Source organism: Francisella marina (assembly GCF_008369785.1).
Taxonomy (GTDB): domain Bacteria; phylum Pseudomonadota; class Gammaproteobacteria; order Francisellales; family Francisellaceae; genus Francisella; species Francisella salimarina.
Genome location: NZ_CP043552.1, coordinates 1612009 through 1628427, shown reverse-complemented (window position 1 = coordinate 1628427; position 16419 = coordinate 1612009). Strand labels below are relative to the sequence as shown.

Sequence of the window (16419 nt, the reverse complement as noted above, 5' to 3'; positions counted from 1 at the left end):
GGAGTAAATATATGTTTGATTTTAATGATTCAATGGTCTCAAATGCCATAATTAAAGTTGTTGGAGTTGGTGGCGGTGGCGGTAACGCTGTTCAGCACATGTGTGAAGATGTTACTGATGTTGAGTTTTTTGCATTAAATACAGATGGTCAAGCATTATCAAAGTCGAAAGTACAAAATGTATTACAAATTGGTACTAATCTTACAAAAGGTCTAGGCGCTGGTGCAAATCCTGAAATTGGTAAAAGAGCAGCAACTGAAGATAGAGCAAAAATTGAGCAACTTCTAGAAGGTGCTGATATGGTTTTCATCACAGCTGGTATGGGTGGTGGAACAGGTACTGGTGGTGCTCCTGTAGTAGCTGAAGTGGCAAAAGAAATGGGTATACTGACTGTAGCAGTAGTTACTAAGCCTTTCCCATTTGAGGGTCCTAGAAGGATGAAAGCTGCTGAGTATGGTATAGATGAATTAACTCAACATGTTGACTCAATTATTACAGTACCAAATGAAAAGCTTTTAAGTGTTCTTGGCAAAGGAGCATCTCTTTTGGATGCATTTAATGCAGCAAATGATGTATTAGGAAATGCTGTTAAAGGTGTTTCTGAACTTATTACTAAGCCAGGTCTTATTAACGTTGACTTCGCTGATGTTAGAGCTGTGATGACTGATATGGGTCTAGCTATGATGGGTATGGGTGAAGCTAATGGTGAGAATAGAGCAAGAGAAGCTGCAGAGGCTGCTATTTCTAGCCCGTTATTAGAAGATATTAATCTTGATGGTGCAAAAGGTGTTATTGTAAACATAACGGCCGGTATGGATATGTCAATTGGTGAGTTTGAAGAAGTTGGTGAAGTAATTAGATCATTCATTTCAGATGAAGCTATTGTGATTGCTGGTACAGTTATCGATCCTGATATGACAGACTCTATGAAAGTAACAGTTGTAGTTACTGGTATTGAAAAAGTTGCTATGAAAAGAGGCTTTGGTGTAGAAAAGACAACTTCTAGTCAACCTCAAAGTTTCTCAAGTAAACCATCACCATCTTTCTCTAGGAATGATGATGTATCTAGCTCTTCTGCTAGTACTCCAAAAACAGAATCTGAAGATGTTAATAAATCAGATATTCCAAGTTTCCTTAGAAGAAGATAATTTTTCTTTATAACTCTAGTAATTTAAATATATTGATATAGCCTTAAAATCTCAGTGATTCTATATCAATATGATTTTTTGATATATATAATTTAATTTATCGATTACAGTAATTATATTTTTGTAGTATATGATAATCTGCAAGGTTGCTACTGTCATTGCTATATTATGTTAGCTAAATTGAAGTGTTAAAATTTAATAATAGAGAGTAAATATGAAGCAAAAAACTATAACAAAAGAATTTTCGGTTACGGGTATCGGTCTGCATTCCGGTATTGATGTTTCTATGGTTGTTAAACCTGCAAATGTCGATACTGGCATAGTATTTCGTAGAGCTGATCTTAGCCCTGTAGTTGATATCAAAGTAACTCCATCTAATATTAAAGAAGCTATAATGTGTACTTTATTAACAAAGGATGGTGATCAGAGCTTATCGGTATCGACTATTGAACATTTAATGTCTGCATTTGCGATGTTTGAGGTTGATAATGTTCTTATTGAAGTTAATGCACCAGAGTTACCAGTGATGGATGGAAGCTCTTATGAGTTCACTCAGCTATTAAAAGAAGCTGGTATCGTTGAGCAAGAATCTAATCGTAAAGGTATAAAGATATTAAAGCCTGTTAGAGTTGAGCATGAAGATAAATTTGCAGAAGTTTTACCTAGTGATAATCTTAAGTATGAGTTTAAGATTGAGTGGGATCATCCTGTAATTGCTGCGACAAATGATCATATACTATTTGAGTATAACCTAGATGAGTATATTAAGATGGTTTCAAAGGCTAGAACTTTTGGCTTCTACGAGCAGCTTGCATACTTACACCAAAACAATCTTGCAAAAGGAGCCTCACTTGATAATGCTGTTGGTATTTCAAATGATGGTGTACTTAATGATGGTGGTTTGAGATATGCAGATGAATTTGTAAGACATAAGCTGTTAGATGCAATTGGCGACTTTTATGTTGGTGGTTATATACTAGGACATTTTAATTGCTTTAAATCTGGTCATACCCTTAATAATAAACTCTTACATGCTATTCTTGCTGATAAAGATGCGTGGGAATATATCTAACCCTTATAAGATTTTCTTATTATTGTTATCAATAGTATATATTTAGTCTTATTGATTCATTTTTGTATAATTCCTGAATATTTATAAAAATAAGGAAATACAAAAATATGAAAAAAATAATAGTATTGCTTTCTTTTGTTTGTGCGACTATAGCTTTCGCAGCAGGGGATGGCTTTTTATCTAAGGATGAGTTACCAAATAGTTTAGCAATTTTACCTCCACCACCTGTTATGACTCCGATGGCAGGTTCAAATGTGTCATACCCAGCATTTGCAGAAGATCAAGAGATATCTAAATCCATATTTATAGAAAAGACCTTTTTCAATGGCGAGCAAATTTCGCAAACTCGATTAGATCAAGCTGTAAGTGATGCTGATACTGAAGTAGAGACTTTTGTTAATGCATTTATAGACCCTTTGGATATTCCAAATAAGCAAAGTATTAAACAACTATTAATAAATAATCCAGATCTAATCAAAAAAGTAACTTATGATGGTAAAAATTCAACAGAAGCTGCAAAAAATGCTTATGCTAGAGAGCGCCCTTATTCATTTTATAATGAAGCAGTTTGTACGGGCGATCCAGACCCTCATCATTCATATCCATCTGCACACTCCACGAGAGGTATGGTAGTGGCATATACTATAGCTGATCTTTTACCATCTCAATATAGAGCTCAAATTTTAGTACGAGGTATGGATTATGGAGATAGTAGAGTTATTTGTGGAGCTCATTGGAGAAGTGATGTGCAGGCTGGGAGAGTGATGGGTAATGTTGTATATAGTGCATTGAAACAAAATAGTGACTTTAAAGCTAATTTTGATGCAATAAAACAACAGGTTGATGCTTTGATATAACTTCTTTTAATCAGTTAAAATTATATCTTCATTTTTAATATCTATATTAAGGGCTTCCTTAACAAGTTTGACATTTTCATCATTATGAATTTTTTTAATAGCTCTTTGAGTTTTTATTTCAGCTGGAGACTTGCTATTAGAGTTAGCGTTAATGCTTGGTAGGTTTTTAATATCTAATCTAAAGCTTGGATTATTCAAATATTGGCTAATAGCTGATTGAAGTTTAGCTAAACTTTGAGGGTCAAGCTCAAGAATTTTTTTTGCATCATCATTTAGCTGAATTTCATAAGATTCATCAGACTCGTTAAGTAAGTGGCTATTGTATGCCAATGTTTTAGTGAATCCTTTTAGCTTAATTCTTGTAAGTTGATTAAACCATTTCTTATCTAAAGATTCTTCTTGTACATTCTCCATATATGGTTGTTCAGAAGAGTTGTTTTTACTAGTTGGTATGCTATGCTGCCTTTGTGGCTGTGGCTGTGGCTGTGGCTGTGGCTGTGGCTGTGGCTGTGGCTGTGGCTGTGGCTGTGGCTGTGGCTGTGGCTGTGGCTGTGGCTGTGGCTGTGGCTGTGGCTGTGGCTGTGGCTGTGGCTGCAAAGCATTCTTTAGGGCTTTGATGTCATTTTTAGTCTCTGAAGAGATATTTGAGCTAGTTGTTAATGAGTGGTTACTAGTTAAGTTTTTTTTTTGGAAAGCTATTAGTCTAAGTACAGCCATTGTCACTCCAGTCTCAAAGCTAGGTGCAAGGGAGATATCCTTTTTGGCTGTGATAGTCAGTTGATATAAGAAGTGTGCTTGTTCTACTGATATTTTGCCAAGAACCTTATTGATGATATCAACATCAATATCATTTATGGCATCTAGCGACTGTGTAAAACTATAAATACAGCAAGCAAACCATATCTCAGCGATTCTATCTAGCACTGCATCAGCATTGCTTTCTGTAAGAGTTAAATTTTTTACAGCAGGTAATACCGCACTTGGGTTGTTGTCTATAATGGCTTCGATAATATTATAGACCTCTTCACTATCTATAATCCCAAGCATTTGTTTAATTTGAGCTTGCTTAAGTTCACCACTACAAAAGCTTATAGCTTGGTCAAGTAAACTTAGAGCATCTCTTAGGCTACCTTTTGCATGATAAGCAATGTAGTCTAGTGATTGCTCATCTGAGCTTATATTTTCTTTATTAAGAACTACTTTTAGCTGATCCTTGATGTCTGATTGTGAGATATGCTTTAGATGTAGTTGAATACAACGTGAAAGTATTGTGACTGGTATTTTATGATAATCTGTGGTTGCCAATATAAATTTGACATATTCAGGTGGCTCTTCTAATGTTTTTAGTAGTGCGTTAAAGCTCTGTTTGGATAACATGTGAACTTCATCTATCAGATATACTTTATAGCGACCTTGAGATGGCATGTATTGGATATTATCTAGAATCTCTTTTGTCTCTTCGACTCCTGTACGCGATGCAGCATCAATCTCAATCAAATCTATAAAACTATTATTATTAATTGCTAGACAGTTTTCACATTTGTTACATGGCTCTGCTGTAACACCAGTTTTGCAGTTTAGACATTTTGCTAGTAATCTACCAAGTGTTGTTTTACCTACACCACGAGTGCCTGTAAATAAATAGGCATGATGGACTTTTTGTGTTTCTAGAGCATGTACTAGACTATTAAGCGCATGCTGTTGTCCTGCAACTTCTGAGAATGATTGTGGTCTATATTTACGAGCTAATGCTTGATATGACATCTGTAAAATTTTTATTAGAAATCTTATACTAAATGATAGCAGAGTTAGGTTAAAAGAATAAGAGAGTATTTAAATAACTTTGAATACTCTTTGTTTGTAAAATTCAGCACAAAAATATAAAATCTATACACAAATTCTAATCAATAAAAATCAATAAAATGGAATCTATAAATTACAAGATTGTATTAAAAGATCTAACGGCCCGTATTGAATCTTTACGGGACTATCTTTGACTATGATGTCAAAAAAGAAAAGCTAACAGAAGTTCTTATGGAGTTAGAAGATGGCTCTATATGGGATAATCCTGAATATGCACAAAACCTAGGTAGACAAAAAGTAGAACTTGAGAATGTTGTAAATGGTTGTGAACATATTTATGAAACTCTAGAAACTTTAACAGAGCTACTTGAGCTTGCTGAAGAAGATGAATCTTTGATGCAAGAGATTGCAAAAGATACTCAAGATGTAACTAGCGAGATAGAAAAGTTAGAATTTCGAAGAATGTTCTCTGGAGAGATGGATTCTAATAATGCTTTTTTGGATATTCAATCAGGTTCAGGTGGTACAGAAGCACAGGATTGGGCAGAGATGCTAATGCGTATGTATATGCGTTGGGCAGATAGTCACGGTTTCAAGATCACTGTTGATGATGTATCAGATGGTGATGTTGCAGGTATTAAGGGCTGTACTCTAAAAATAGAAGGTGAATATGCTTATGGCTGGCTGAGAACTGAGACAGGGATTCATCGACTAGTAAGAAAATCGCCATTTGACTCAAATAGCAAACGTCATACATCTTTTGCATCGGTATTTATATCACCTGAAGTTGATGACGATATTGATATAGAGATTAACCCAGCAGATCTTCGTGTTGATACATATAGAGCATCAGGAGCTGGTGGACAGCATGTCAACAAAACGGATTCTGCGGTGAGAATAACTCATATTCCTACAAATATTGTTGTACAAAGCCAAAGCGATAGGTCACAGCATAAAAACCGTGATAGTGCGATGAAACAACTAAAGTCAAAGTTATATGAAATGGAGCTACAAAAGCGTAGTGCTGAGAAAAATGCTCTCGAAGACACAAAGGCTGATATTGGCTGGGGAAGTCAGATTCGTTCTTACGTTTTAGACCAGTCTCGAATCAAAGATTTAAGAACGGGTGTTGAGAATACAAATACACAAGCAGTTTTAGATGGTGATTTAGATAAGTTTATTGAGGCTAGCCTAAAAAGTGGGTTATAATAAATAGTTTGATAAATAAAGTTTCGCTACTTACTACATAGGTTGTAGCGACATGTTTTTTCATCGCAGAGATATATACAAAACCGTAGAGAATGTAATAAGGTTTAAAATGAGTAGTAAATTAAAAGATTTAATAAAAAATTCGATTAAAGAGTATTTGGATGCTAATGATATTACAGTTAAAGACGCTGTAAGAGGTAAGCTTAGAGAGCAAGTTAGCAAATCTCTAGAAGGCATTAGTGAGATAAATGAAAGCGTAAAAGAGAAGATATCTGTACTTGTTAAAAAACATGTAACAGATATGCAAGAAAGTTCGCAAATGGGGCTTAGGAAAGAAAAGCTTCAAACACTAGCAGATCAAAATAATGGTATCAGTCATCCAAATGGTTTTAGAAGAAATGTAGTTGCTCATGATTTACAGAATCAATATGCACATTACTCAAAACAAGAGCTAGAAGAGTTAGAAAATAAAAAAACTTACAATGTAACAGGAAGAGTTGTACTTCGTCGTGTGATGGGTAAGGCTTCTTTTATTACGTTACAGGATTATTCAGGTAGAATACAGATTTATCTTAAAAAAAGTGATTTACCAGAAGGGCAGTACAATACTTTCAAAAACCTATGTGATCTAGGTGATATTGTGGGCATTACAGGTACTATGTTTAAGACAAATACTGGCGAACTTTCTGTTGAGGCAAATCATTTTGAAATCCTAACAAAAGCAATTAGACCATTACCTGATAAATTCCACGGTTTAGCAGATCAAGAGATGAGATATCGTCAAAGATATGTTGACTTAATCACAAATGAAAAAGCTCGAGAAGTTTTTAAAGTTCGTTCAAAAGTTGTGAGTTTTATTCGTAACTATTTTGATAAATTGGATTTTATGGAAGTAGAGACGCCTATGATGCATGTTTTGCAAGGTGGTGCAGCAGCTAAGCCATTTAAAACACATCATAATGCTTTGGATATGCCATTATACTTGCGTATAGCTCCAGAGCTATATCTAAAAAGACTTGTTGTTGGTGGTTTTGAGCGTGTTTATGAGATAAACCGCAACTTCAGAAATGAAGGTGTATCTTCACGTCATAATCCAGAATTTACAATGCTAGAGTTCTATATGGCGTATGCTGATTATAATGATCTTATGGATCTAACAGAAGATATGTTGTCTAAACTTGTACAAGAGGTTATAGGTAGTGAAATACTTGAGTATGGTGAGTATAAGATTAACTTTGGTGGTAAGTATGAGCGTATTTCAATGGTTGATTCAATTGTTAAATATAATGATGATATTACTAAAGAAGATTTAGCAACATTTGAATCTGCAAAAGTTGTTGCTGAGAAGTTGAAGATAAAAGTAGAAGCCTATCATGAGCTTGGTCACCTAATAAATGAAATATTCGAAGAAACAGTTGAGCATCAACTAATTCAACCTACATTTATCACAGATTATCCAGCTGTAGTTTCACCTTTAGCGCGTAGACAAGATGGTAATCCTGAGTTTACAGATAGATTTGAGTTCTTTGTTGGTGCACGTGAGATTGCCAATGGCTTCTCCGAGCTAAATGATGCGGAAGATCAGGCGGAACGTTTCAGAAAGCAGGTTGAAGCAGCAGCATCTGGTGATGATGAAGCTATGCCTTATGACAAAGATTATATCCGAGCATTAGAGTATGGTATGCCTCCTACAGCAGGTCAAGGTATCGGTATTGATAGATTAGTAATGTATCTGACAAATTCGCAATCTATCAGAGATGTAATATTGTTCCCACATATGAAGCCTGAGTAAAAAGTGTCGAAAAAAAGCTTATTAAAATCTTTATTTGAAAATATCTACAATCCAGATATTGATCCCGAAAATTTTATTCAAAAATTTGTACGTTTAGATTATAAACAAGTTGTTGATGGCTATGCGATTGATTACGAGGGCTTTATTGAGCACATCAAAAAACAACGTGAAGTTGTTGAAAGTGTTAGATTTGAGTTTGTTCATCTAGTAGAAGAGGGTGATATGGTAGCCTCTTTACATAGAGTATATGCTAATATCAAGCTGGATAATCGTAAACTAATAGCTGAAGTTCATGCTTTCTTTAAATTTGATGAAAATATGTTAGTTTCTTGTGATGAGCGTACTAGAATTATTCAGGGTAGGCCTGAAGATGAAGATCTAGGACGTAGGAAATAAAATATTTAGGTGAGAAAAACTAGTTAGTGGTCATCATCATAACTAGCTTTGTGAGATTTACCTTCTATAAATGAAGTAAATGCGATTAGTAGTGCAGATATTACAAATACTAAGTGGATAGCTGCTGACCATGCTAAATCTCTATCAGATGAATGAGATACTTCTAGAAACTTCTTCAAAAGAGATATTGAAGAAATACCTATAATAGAGCCTGCAATCTTTAATTTAACTGCATTTGGAGATAGCTTTTTAATCCAAACAGGTTGACCACCACCTTTTTTATCAAGGTTCATTTTACTTACGAAGTTTTCATAGCCACTTATTACTACAATTACTACAAGATTTGCTACTAGTACAACGTCACATAGTGTCAAAGCTAGTATGATAAGTTGATCTTCATCAATGCTACTATAAGCAGTAAATAAATGGTGAAGTTCATGATATATTTCGTAGATAAAGCCAAATAAAACTAGTGATAAAAGCAAATAGATTGGCGCTTGAAGCCAGCGAATTCCAAATATGAACATTTCTATTACTGATAGTATTTTATTAATGAATTTACTCATGAATCAAATCCTCATTTGTAGATTTTAAATTAATTAATCTGTAGTAAAGATATATGAGTTAAAAAATAAAAGCAACCAGCCATTATCAGATAATTTGATAAGATATAAGCAAAGATGATATTAAGTATAAGAGTTTACCTGTTTCTATGATGAAACTTTTTCTAATAATCTTATAATATGACTGTGGCTATTAGCTCTAGCATCATCAAGAGGAGTTTTACCCCATCTGTCTTTAATAGTAGGGTTTGCTCCTTTGCGGATGAGGTACTTGACAACATCTTCATGACCTTCAGCAGCAGCCAAGTGAAGAGCTGTTCTTTTATCATAATCTCCTTTGCTAATATCAACTCCTAATGCTACAGCTCTTTTTATTTCTGATAGATCTCCATTACTGGCAGCCCAGATTAGTTCAAGAGTTAGGTTTGACTCTATAGTTACTCTACTCTCAATAGGATTAATTTTGTCACAATGAGTGATATGGTCATAGTTGTGGAAACTAAATTTTTCTACTAATCTTTTGCTAAACTCTACACCCCTAACAGAGTTGTGATTATTGTCCAAGCGTGGGGAAAATATTGCAAAACCACCAACATTTGGTATGGCTATGACTAATGCACCTGATACGCCTGATTTTGCTGGCAGTCCAACAGAAAATGCGTATTCACCTGAGAAGTCATACATTCCACAAGAGTACATCATAGATAAACAGTTACGAACTGTTGTCGGAGAAAAGATCTTTTTGTGAGTAAAAGGACATATACCACCATTAGCAATTGATCCCATGATTTTAGCCATTTTTTTTGCATTGATCTGAATCGAGCATGTTTGAAAGTAGAAATCTAATGATGTATGAATATTAGTACCTTCTGGAAATGCTCCAACCTCTTTCATAAAGTGAGCTAGGGCATAGTTCCTATCGGCAGTTTCTTTTTCAGAATGATATACCGCATTATCAAAACCAATAGATTCACCACCTGCTAAATTTTTCCAAACATTTGTTATGTATTCAAATCTATCTGCTAAATTCCATTCGGGTTTAATCAGTGAGCAGGTCATAATTGCGCCGGAGTTTATCATTGGGTTATGAGGTAAATCATACTTATTTAATGCGATTGCGTTAAACGTAATACCACTTGGTTCCCTGCCTACATGTTTGTGAACCTTATCCTCGCCATTTTCTTCTGTTGCAATACAGTATGTAATAGCTTTTGCAGTGGATTGTACACAATATGGATGTAAGAAATCGCCCAAAGTAATCATTTGGCCATCAACACTACAAAAGGCAACTGCAAAAAGCTCAGAATCTACTCGCGCTAATTGGGGGATGTAGTCTGCATTTTTACCAGATACATTCTTTTTGGTTTCTTCATAGATTTCTTTAATCTCTTTTTGGAAATCCTTAAAGTTAGGTATCATAAAGCCTTTATTGACAGATTTTTCAATGATACTACTACTCTCTAAGGTCATTTCCTTGAATTTGTTAAAGTCAATTTTATCTATGACCGTTAAACCATCTAGTTCAGCTCTCAGTTTTTTGGTGCGTGGATCATCGCTAGCTATACCAGCATCATCTAAAATGGCTAATACATCAGTTTTTGTCAAAAAACCATCTTTATCACTAATAGCATTAAAGATATTTGCATAGTAGTTTTCACTAGTAGCTCCAGCTCTAATCATTTTTGTTTTCATTTAGATATGTTTTGAAGATTGTATGGATTTTATTTTACATAAAAAAAGAGAGATTTAATATATAGAAACGCTTAGGCTAGTTAATAGCAGCGTTTGCTAAAGCCATAGCAACTACATATGGATCAGAGTTTGCACCAGGCCTTCTATCTTCAAGGTAGCCATAACCCTTAAGAGCAACAGGTCTAGGGATTCTAATAGAACAGCCTCTGTCAGCATCTCCAACACTAAAAGTACTCATATCAGATGTTTCTAATTCGCCTGTTAATCTTTCATGAAGATTGTGTCCATAATTTAGTATGTCTATTTTATGATTTTTTTCTAATGAAGCGCAAATTTTCTTAATCGCTTCTCTACCTGTTTCTGGATCTCTTGTTTTACTTGTAGAGAAATTTGTATGAAGACCTGCACCATTCCAGTCACCTTTGATAGGCTTATTATCAAATGAAATATCTATACCATACTCTTCACCAAGTCTTTCTAAAAGCCATCTTGCTAAATGTGTATGATCAGATATGTTAAGTATTCCGGCATCTTCGCCTTCGACACCTCTGTAACCAATTTGGAACTCCCACTGTCCAGGCATAACTTCAGCATTGATACCATAAAATAGTATTCCAGCATCTAAGCAAGCTTGCATATGAGCTTCTACTAAATCACGACCATAGGCTTTGCTATTACCAGCACTACAGTAATACGGTCCCTGAGGTCCAGGGAAGCCATTAGCAGGCCAACCTAATGGACGACCATTCTTGAACATTGTATACTCTTGCTCAAAGCCTGCCCACATATCTTGACAGTCTGTACTAGCTAGTAAATTTCTTAGCTTAGCTCTATTATTAGTGGCATGTGGAGTCTCTCCATCTGGATTATAAACTTCGCACATAACAAGGTATCCACATTCTCTCAGTGGATCGATTACAAAGTTAACAGGCTTTAAAATACAGTCCGAATTATCACCAGTAGCTTGATTTGTAGAGGAGCCATCAAAACTCCACTCAGGGAAATCGTCAGCTGTCTCAAAATCTTTAAATGGTAAAACTCTTCCTTTAGACCTAAGACCAGGTACAGGATCTGAACCATCAATCCATATATATTCAGCGGTCACTACTTTCATATCTTTAACATATTCCTTAACATTGATTGATTAATCCTGATTAATAATATCAACTGTCTAAAAAAAGTAAATAATACTTATAGCTTAACAATAAAAAAACTCAAAACTGAACTAGAAAATTTCAAAAATTATTTCATTGAGTTTAAGCCGGATATTACCTTTTTTTGCGCCTTTGATGTATAGGTCAACTTCTAGGCATTTTTCAAAACCTGTAGATATTTTGTCGATACTAACTCTATTAGCTAAACTGATGTAGAATTTCTGCTTTGAGGGCCAAATATTATTATCCTTGAATATCTTTTGATGATATGTCGGTTGAGTGTTTTTAAGTTGAGAGATTATTCTAAGCTCTCTTTTGATAGCCCATAGTATTAAGGGAGGTTTATCATTTTCAGCTAAAATGCTATTTAGAATTTTTAGGGCTTTAGTTTTTTGTTGGGATAAAATAGCCTCAGATAAATCAAATATATCGAAACTAGCATGTTCATGTATAAATGGACGAATTGTATTTTCATCAAAGTTTTGGACTTCTTGACGAGACAATAGTTTGATAATTTGTTTAGAGGCAATTAGATTACCTTCTGTTTTTTGGACTAGTAGTTGAATAGCACTTTTTGTAAGAGTTAGCCCCAGTTGTTTAGCTTCATAGTCTATTATGTTTATAGCATTATCTATGTTGGGTTGAAAAATACGTATGTGTACAGCACGATGCTCTAAGCTCTGAAACCATTTAGCTGAGATATTTTGTTTTTTCATGCCATTGAAAACTAACAGATAAATATCATCATCTTCATTTGATAGTTTATCAACTAAAGCCTGTTGGAGCTTTTTTTGAGGAGGTTTATCAAAGCTAAATTGAATAAGCCTATCCATAGCAAACAAGCTTAAACTATCAACTTCACCATACAAGACATCTAAGTTTTGCTCATTTAAATCATGATATGAAATTTCATAACTTTTTGCTTTAAACTGATCTGTTATTTTTTCTATAATATTATGCTTTTGTAAAGGTTCATCACCTGTAATTATAAAAAGTTTATATTCTGTTAAATCGTTTTTTTTGAGTAGATCAAAATAACTTAGTTGCATAATATTAAAAAAGTTTAATTATAGTTAAATATCATGATTAGTTTACTATACTGGGTAATGGATAAAAAATTAAAAGTGAATAATATGAGAAAAATGTTATCAATAGCTGTGGTTTTGCTTGCAGTGTTATTAACTGGCTGTGTAACAAAACCTGATAATATTAAGCCTGTGGAGAACTTTCAGGCAGATAAATATTTAGGTAAATGGTATGAGATAGCTAGATTTGATAATAATTTTGAAAAGGGTATGACAGAAGTATACGCTGAGTATAGCCTAAACCCAGATGGTTCGATAAAAGTGGTAAATAGTGGAGTTACACCGTCAACTGGTAAGAGAAGTTATGCAACAGGTATCGCTAAATTTGTAGATGAAGATGATAAGGGATATCTTAAAGTATCTTTCTTTAGACCATTTTATGGAGCTTATGTAGTATTCAAGCTTGACGATGATTATAAGTATGCCTACGTTGCAGGTGCTAATAAGAATTATTTATGGCTATTATCAAGAACTAAAACTGTGCCACAAAGTGTCAAAAATGATTTCGTTAAAAAAGCTAAGGCACTAGGTTTTGATACTAATAATTTAGTGTGGGTGAAACAATAGTTGTTTCTTAGAAAAATAGTCTTGTAATCTTTTATTTCTTCATTTTTAATCACCGCCAAAAAAGCTAGAATATAATTACGTGTATCCAAGTTATTTGAAAATGAGAAGTTTAGCAAATTTTGATAAATTTGATTTTGGTTGGTTAGTTGTCAGTATTGGCATGGCAGTAGGTGCAGGTATTGTATTGGTGCCTGTGAGTGTTGGGGTTGTAGGTTTTGTAGTTTTTGTTGTCTCAATACTAATAGCTTATCCTGGTATTTATCTATTTCAAAAGCTATACATAGAGACTTTGTTTGCTACAAAACAACCAAAAACATATAAGGACACTGTAGCTGAATTACTAGGTAGTAAATGGGCAGTTTTTTTAGGAGCTGTATATTTATTGATGATGTTAACATGGACTATTATATATGCTGAGGTTGTTGCAAAATCATTAGCAGCATATCTATATATGTTTCATCTCAGCTCAAATCCACATTTAGAACAAAATGCACTATATAGTGCTTTACTGATGATTGTACTGATATTCACTGGAATGAAAAGTCAGAAACTATTTGTACGAGTATCAACTTTTTTGGTGTTTATATTAATTGTAGCGATTATCTTGGTGTCTATATCTTTGATTCCACTGTGGTCACTTAAGAATGTTGTCGAAATGCCAACAGATACTGGCGAGTTCGTTGCTAAGAGTATTATTATGTTACCATTTTCTTTGACATCGATATTATTTATTCAATCTCTAAGCCCTATGGTAATTGGCTATCGCAAGTATTATGGTAATAAAGATAAGGATTTTGTTTTATCTAAAACTTTAAAAACCATGACTTTAGCATTTGTGATCTTGGTTATTATTATCGGTTTTTATGTTTTATCATTTTCGCTAGTTATTCCTAGAGCTGATGCATTAGAGGCAACACAAAATAATCAATCAGCATTTATACTTTTAGAGAAACAGCACATATCAAATATGCTGATATATACATGTGGAATTATTATTAGCTTATGTGCTATTTTGACATCTTTTTTGAGTGTGCTAGCAGGTATGGAGGAGTCTCTAAAAGGCTTGCTGAGAAATAGTGCTATCAAATTAGGGCTAAAAGAGGACTCAAAGGGTATTTTTAGTCTAAATACGCTTGTGATAGGAATAATTTTTTTAATGACATGGCTTTCAATAGTTTTTGATGCTCCTGTATATAAATTAGTACCTTTGTCTGGACCTGTCTTTGGTATATTGGGTTGCTTGGTGCCTGCGTATATTGTTTTTAAAATACCTAGTCTTGAGAAATATCGAACTAAAAGTATCTATTTTGTTATTTTTGTTGGAATAATATTAGTGATATCGCCATTGTTGACATCAGCATTATCTTAAAAATAGTGACTATACAATTAGAAGATTTAAATAAGATATATGTTTTTAAAAGATTAATGTCTAAAATGTCTCATACCTGTGAAGACCATAGTGATACCTGCTTTGTTAGCAGCATCAATAACTTCCTGGTCATTCTTTGAACCACCTGGTTGGATTACAGCAGTTGCACCAGCTTTGATACATTCCTCTAAACCATCAGCAAATGGAAAAAAGGCATCTGAAGCCACAGCAGAACCTTTAGCACCTTCATGAGCTTGTGCTTTTTCTGCTCCAATTCTAGCAGAGTCAACACGAGACATTTGTCCAGCACCAATACCAACTGTCTGAGTATCTCTAGCATAGACGATAGCATTAGATTTGACATATTTAACAGCTTTCCAAGCAAACATCATGTCAGCCCACTCTTTGTCAGTTGGAGCTCTGTCAGTTACAACTTTGCAATCAGTAATGTCAACACCACCGTTGTCATAAGATTGAGATAAAATCCCACCATGAATATTTTTGCTAATCATACGCGATGATTTTGTATCAAAAGCTTTGCCAGTCTCTAGAACTCTAAGGTTCTTTTTAGCAGCTAAGATATCAAGTGCTTCTTGAGTATAGCTTGGAGCAATTATTACTTCTAGGAACATCTTGCCTAGAGATTCTGCAAATTTTTTATCAACCTCGCAGTTAAATGCAACAATACCACCAAAAGCTGAAATTGGATCACAAGCTAGGGCTTTTGTCCAAGCTTCAAAAGCATTTTCACCAGATGCGATGCCACAAGGGTTTGCATGTTTGATAATCGCACATGAGGGTTCTGAGTATTCACAAACCATTTCAAAAGCACCATCAGCATCGTTTAGGTTGTTGTATGATAGTTCTTTACCTTGTAGTTGCTTAGCATTTGTAATGCTGACACAATCAGTATCAGTAGAGTATACAGCTGCTTTCTGATGAGGATTTTCACCATATCTTAGAACTTGCTTTAGAGTACCTACTGGGAATAGTTTTTCTGGGTATTCTTCATCTAACTCTTTGCTGAACCAGTTTGCAATATGACTATCATACTCAGCAGTATGAGCAAATGCTTCTTTAGCAAAACTACGTCTAGTAGCTAGAGTTGTTTGGCCACCATTATTTGCCATTTCTTTTGCAACTATTTTATACTGGTTAGGATTTGTTACGATAGTTGTGTGCTTATGATTTTTTGCACACGAACGCACCATTGATGGGCCACCTATATCGATATTTTCGATACAAGTGTCAAAGTCAGCGCCTGATTTAACAGTATTAACAAAAGGGTATAGATTAACTACAACCATGTCAATTTGACCAATATTGTTGTCTGTCATTGCTTGTAGGTGTTCAGAGTTATCTCTATCTGCTAAAATACCACCGTGAACTAGTGGGTGTAGAGTCTTTACGCGACCATTCATAATTTCTGGGAACTGAGTGTGATCAGATACATCCTTTACATTTAAACCAGCTTCTTTAAGGGTTTTTGATGTTCCACCTGTTGAAAGTATTTCGACATTATGTTTGCTTAACTCTTTGGCAAATTCAACAATACCCGTTTTATCAGATACAGATATTAGAACCCTTTTTATTTTTGACATGATTTTTCCTTGTTATTGGCGTGTTAAAGCTTAAAATTAAAATCTTATTATAACAATTTTAATCATAAAATCTCAGTCAAAACGCTTTTGTTTATCAGATATTTTACTAGT

14 protein-coding genes are annotated in these 16419 nt (G+C 34.3%); 8 read left to right on the top strand and 6 right to left on the bottom strand.

Annotation, left to right across the window (positions count from 1 at the left end; genetic code table 11):
* Nucleotides 1-11 precede the first annotated feature (11 nt).
* The 3 genes from ftsZ to F0R75_RS08075 all read left to right on the top strand — a co-directional run bounded on the left by ftsZ (nt 12) and on the right by F0R75_RS08075 (nt 3077).
* The gene (gene ftsZ / locus F0R75_RS08085) at nt 12-1148 is read left to right on the top strand and encodes a cell division protein FtsZ (RefSeq protein ID WP_013921946.1); all 1137 of its coding nucleotides are present in this window, start codon (nt 12-14) and stop codon (nt 1146-1148) included.
* A 214-nt stretch (nt 1149-1362) separates the two neighbouring features.
* Entirely contained in the window at nt 1363-2220 is an 858-nt protein-coding gene (lpxC, locus tag F0R75_RS08080; protein WP_146421675.1) for a UDP-3-O-acyl-N-acetylglucosamine deacetylase, read from the top strand.
* Between the two features lie 107 nt (nt 2221-2327).
* Nucleotides 2328-3077 (top strand): acid phosphatase, encoded by a 750-nt coding sequence (locus F0R75_RS08075; protein ID WP_149369095.1) that lies wholly within the window; start codon nt 2328-2330, stop codon nt 3075-3077.
* Between the two features lie 6 nt (nt 3078-3083).
* Here F0R75_RS08075 and dnaX read toward each other — a convergent pair whose 3' ends face one another.
* On the bottom strand, nt 3084-4841 hold the full coding sequence (dnaX, locus tag F0R75_RS08070; RefSeq protein WP_149377275.1) for a DNA polymerase III subunit gamma/tau: 1758 nt from the start codon (nt 4839-4841) through the stop codon (nt 3084-3086).
* A 158-nt stretch (nt 4842-4999) separates the two neighbouring features.
* Between dnaX and prfB the strand changes: the two genes are divergently transcribed.
* The 3 genes from prfB to F0R75_RS08055 all read left to right on the top strand — a co-directional run bounded on the left by prfB (nt 5000) and on the right by F0R75_RS08055 (nt 8277).
* Nucleotides 5000-6089, top strand: a protein-coding gene (prfB, locus tag F0R75_RS08065; protein WP_223144631.1) for a peptide chain release factor 2 whose coding sequence is annotated in 2 segments (ribosomal slippage) — nt 5000-5071 and nt 5073-6089 — 1089 coding nt in all. Because the reading frame shifts where the segments join, the coding sequence is not laid out codon by codon here.
* Nucleotides 6090-6198: 109 nt separating this feature from the next.
* Complete coding sequence (gene lysS / locus F0R75_RS08060) at nt 6199-7881, top strand: lysine--tRNA ligase (RefSeq protein WP_149369098.1); 1683 nt, start codon at nt 6199-6201, stop codon at nt 7879-7881.
* Between the two features lie 3 nt (nt 7882-7884).
* A complete protein-coding gene (locus F0R75_RS08055; RefSeq protein ID WP_146421679.1) occupies nt 7885-8277 on the top strand; it encodes a nuclear transport factor 2 family protein in 393 nt (130 codons plus the stop codon).
* 23 nt (nt 8278-8300) lie between these two features.
* On the opposite strand, the gene F0R75_RS08050 is transcribed toward F0R75_RS08055, so the two are convergent.
* From F0R75_RS08050 to holA, 4 genes are all read right to left on the bottom strand, one after another.
* The gene (locus F0R75_RS08050; protein ID WP_146421680.1) at nt 8301-8843 is read right to left on the bottom strand and encodes a TIGR00645 family protein; all 543 of its coding nucleotides are present in this window, start codon (nt 8841-8843) and stop codon (nt 8301-8303) included.
* Nucleotides 8844-8987: 144 nt separating this feature from the next.
* Nucleotides 8988-10532, bottom strand: coding sequence for a glutaminase A (gene glsA / locus F0R75_RS08045; protein ID WP_146421681.1), 1545 nt, complete (start codon nt 10530-10532; stop codon nt 8988-8990).
* A 76-nt stretch (nt 10533-10608) separates the two neighbouring features.
* Entirely contained in the window at nt 10609-11646 is a 1038-nt protein-coding gene (locus tag F0R75_RS08040; RefSeq protein WP_149369099.1) for a glutamine synthetase beta-grasp domain-containing protein, read from the bottom strand.
* 111 nt (nt 11647-11757) lie between these two features.
* The gene (gene holA / locus F0R75_RS08035) at nt 11758-12735 is read right to left on the bottom strand and encodes a DNA polymerase III subunit delta (protein WP_149369100.1); all 978 of its coding nucleotides are present in this window, start codon (nt 12733-12735) and stop codon (nt 11758-11760) included.
* Between the two features lie 84 nt (nt 12736-12819).
* Between holA and F0R75_RS08030 the strand changes: the two genes are divergently transcribed.
* Complete coding sequence (locus F0R75_RS08030) at nt 12820-13338, top strand: lipocalin family protein (RefSeq protein ID WP_013921957.1); 519 nt, start codon at nt 12820-12822, stop codon at nt 13336-13338.
* Between the two features lie 100 nt (nt 13339-13438).
* Nucleotides 13439-14707, top strand: a complete 1269-nt coding sequence (locus F0R75_RS08025) for an aromatic amino acid transport family protein (protein ID WP_149369101.1) — start codon at nt 13439-13441, stop codon at nt 14705-14707.
* Nucleotides 14708-14760: 53 nt separating this feature from the next.
* On the opposite strand, the gene purH is transcribed toward F0R75_RS08025, so the two are convergent.
* On the bottom strand, nt 14761-16308 hold the full coding sequence (gene purH, locus F0R75_RS08020) for a bifunctional phosphoribosylaminoimidazolecarboxamide formyltransferase/IMP cyclohydrolase (protein ID WP_149369102.1): 1548 nt from the start codon (nt 16306-16308) through the stop codon (nt 14761-14763).
* Nucleotides 16309-16419: the final 111 nt, after the last annotated feature.

Bases quoted from the DNA above. Each gene is read 5' to 3' on its own strand.
- lysS (WP_149369098.1), top strand. From the start codon at position 6,199: ATGAGTAGTAAATTAAAAGATTTAATAAAAAATTCGATTAAAGAGTAT.
- dnaX (WP_149377275.1), bottom strand. From the start codon at position 4,841: ATGTCATATCAAGCATTAGCTCGTAAATATAGACCACAATCATTCTCA.
- glsA (WP_146421681.1), bottom strand. From the start codon at position 10,532: ATGAAAACAAAAATGATTAGAGCTGGAGCTACTAGTGAAAACTACTAT.
- F0R75_RS08050 (WP_146421680.1), bottom strand. From the start codon at position 8,843: ATGAGTAAATTCATTAATAAAATACTATCAGTAATAGAAATGTTCATA.
- ftsZ (WP_013921946.1), top strand. From the start codon at position 12: ATGTTTGATTTTAATGATTCAATGGTCTCAAATGCCATAATTAAAGTT.
- holA (WP_149369100.1), bottom strand. From the start codon at position 12,735: ATGCAACTAAGTTATTTTGATCTACTCAAAAAAAACGATTTAACAGAA.
- F0R75_RS08025 (WP_149369101.1), top strand. From the start codon at position 13,439: ATGAGAAGTTTAGCAAATTTTGATAAATTTGATTTTGGTTGGTTAGTT.
- F0R75_RS08075 (WP_149369095.1), top strand. From the start codon at position 2,328: ATGAAAAAAATAATAGTATTGCTTTCTTTTGTTTGTGCGACTATAGCT.
- F0R75_RS08030 (WP_013921957.1), top strand. From the start codon at position 12,820: ATGAGAAAAATGTTATCAATAGCTGTGGTTTTGCTTGCAGTGTTATTA.
- purH (WP_149369102.1), bottom strand. From the start codon at position 16,308: ATGTCAAAAATAAAAAGGGTTCTAATATCTGTATCTGATAAAACGGGT.
- lpxC (WP_146421675.1), top strand. From the start codon at position 1,363: ATGAAGCAAAAAACTATAACAAAAGAATTTTCGGTTACGGGTATCGGT.
- F0R75_RS08040 (WP_149369099.1), bottom strand. From the start codon at position 11,646: ATGAAAGTAGTGACCGCTGAATATATATGGATTGATGGTTCAGATCCT.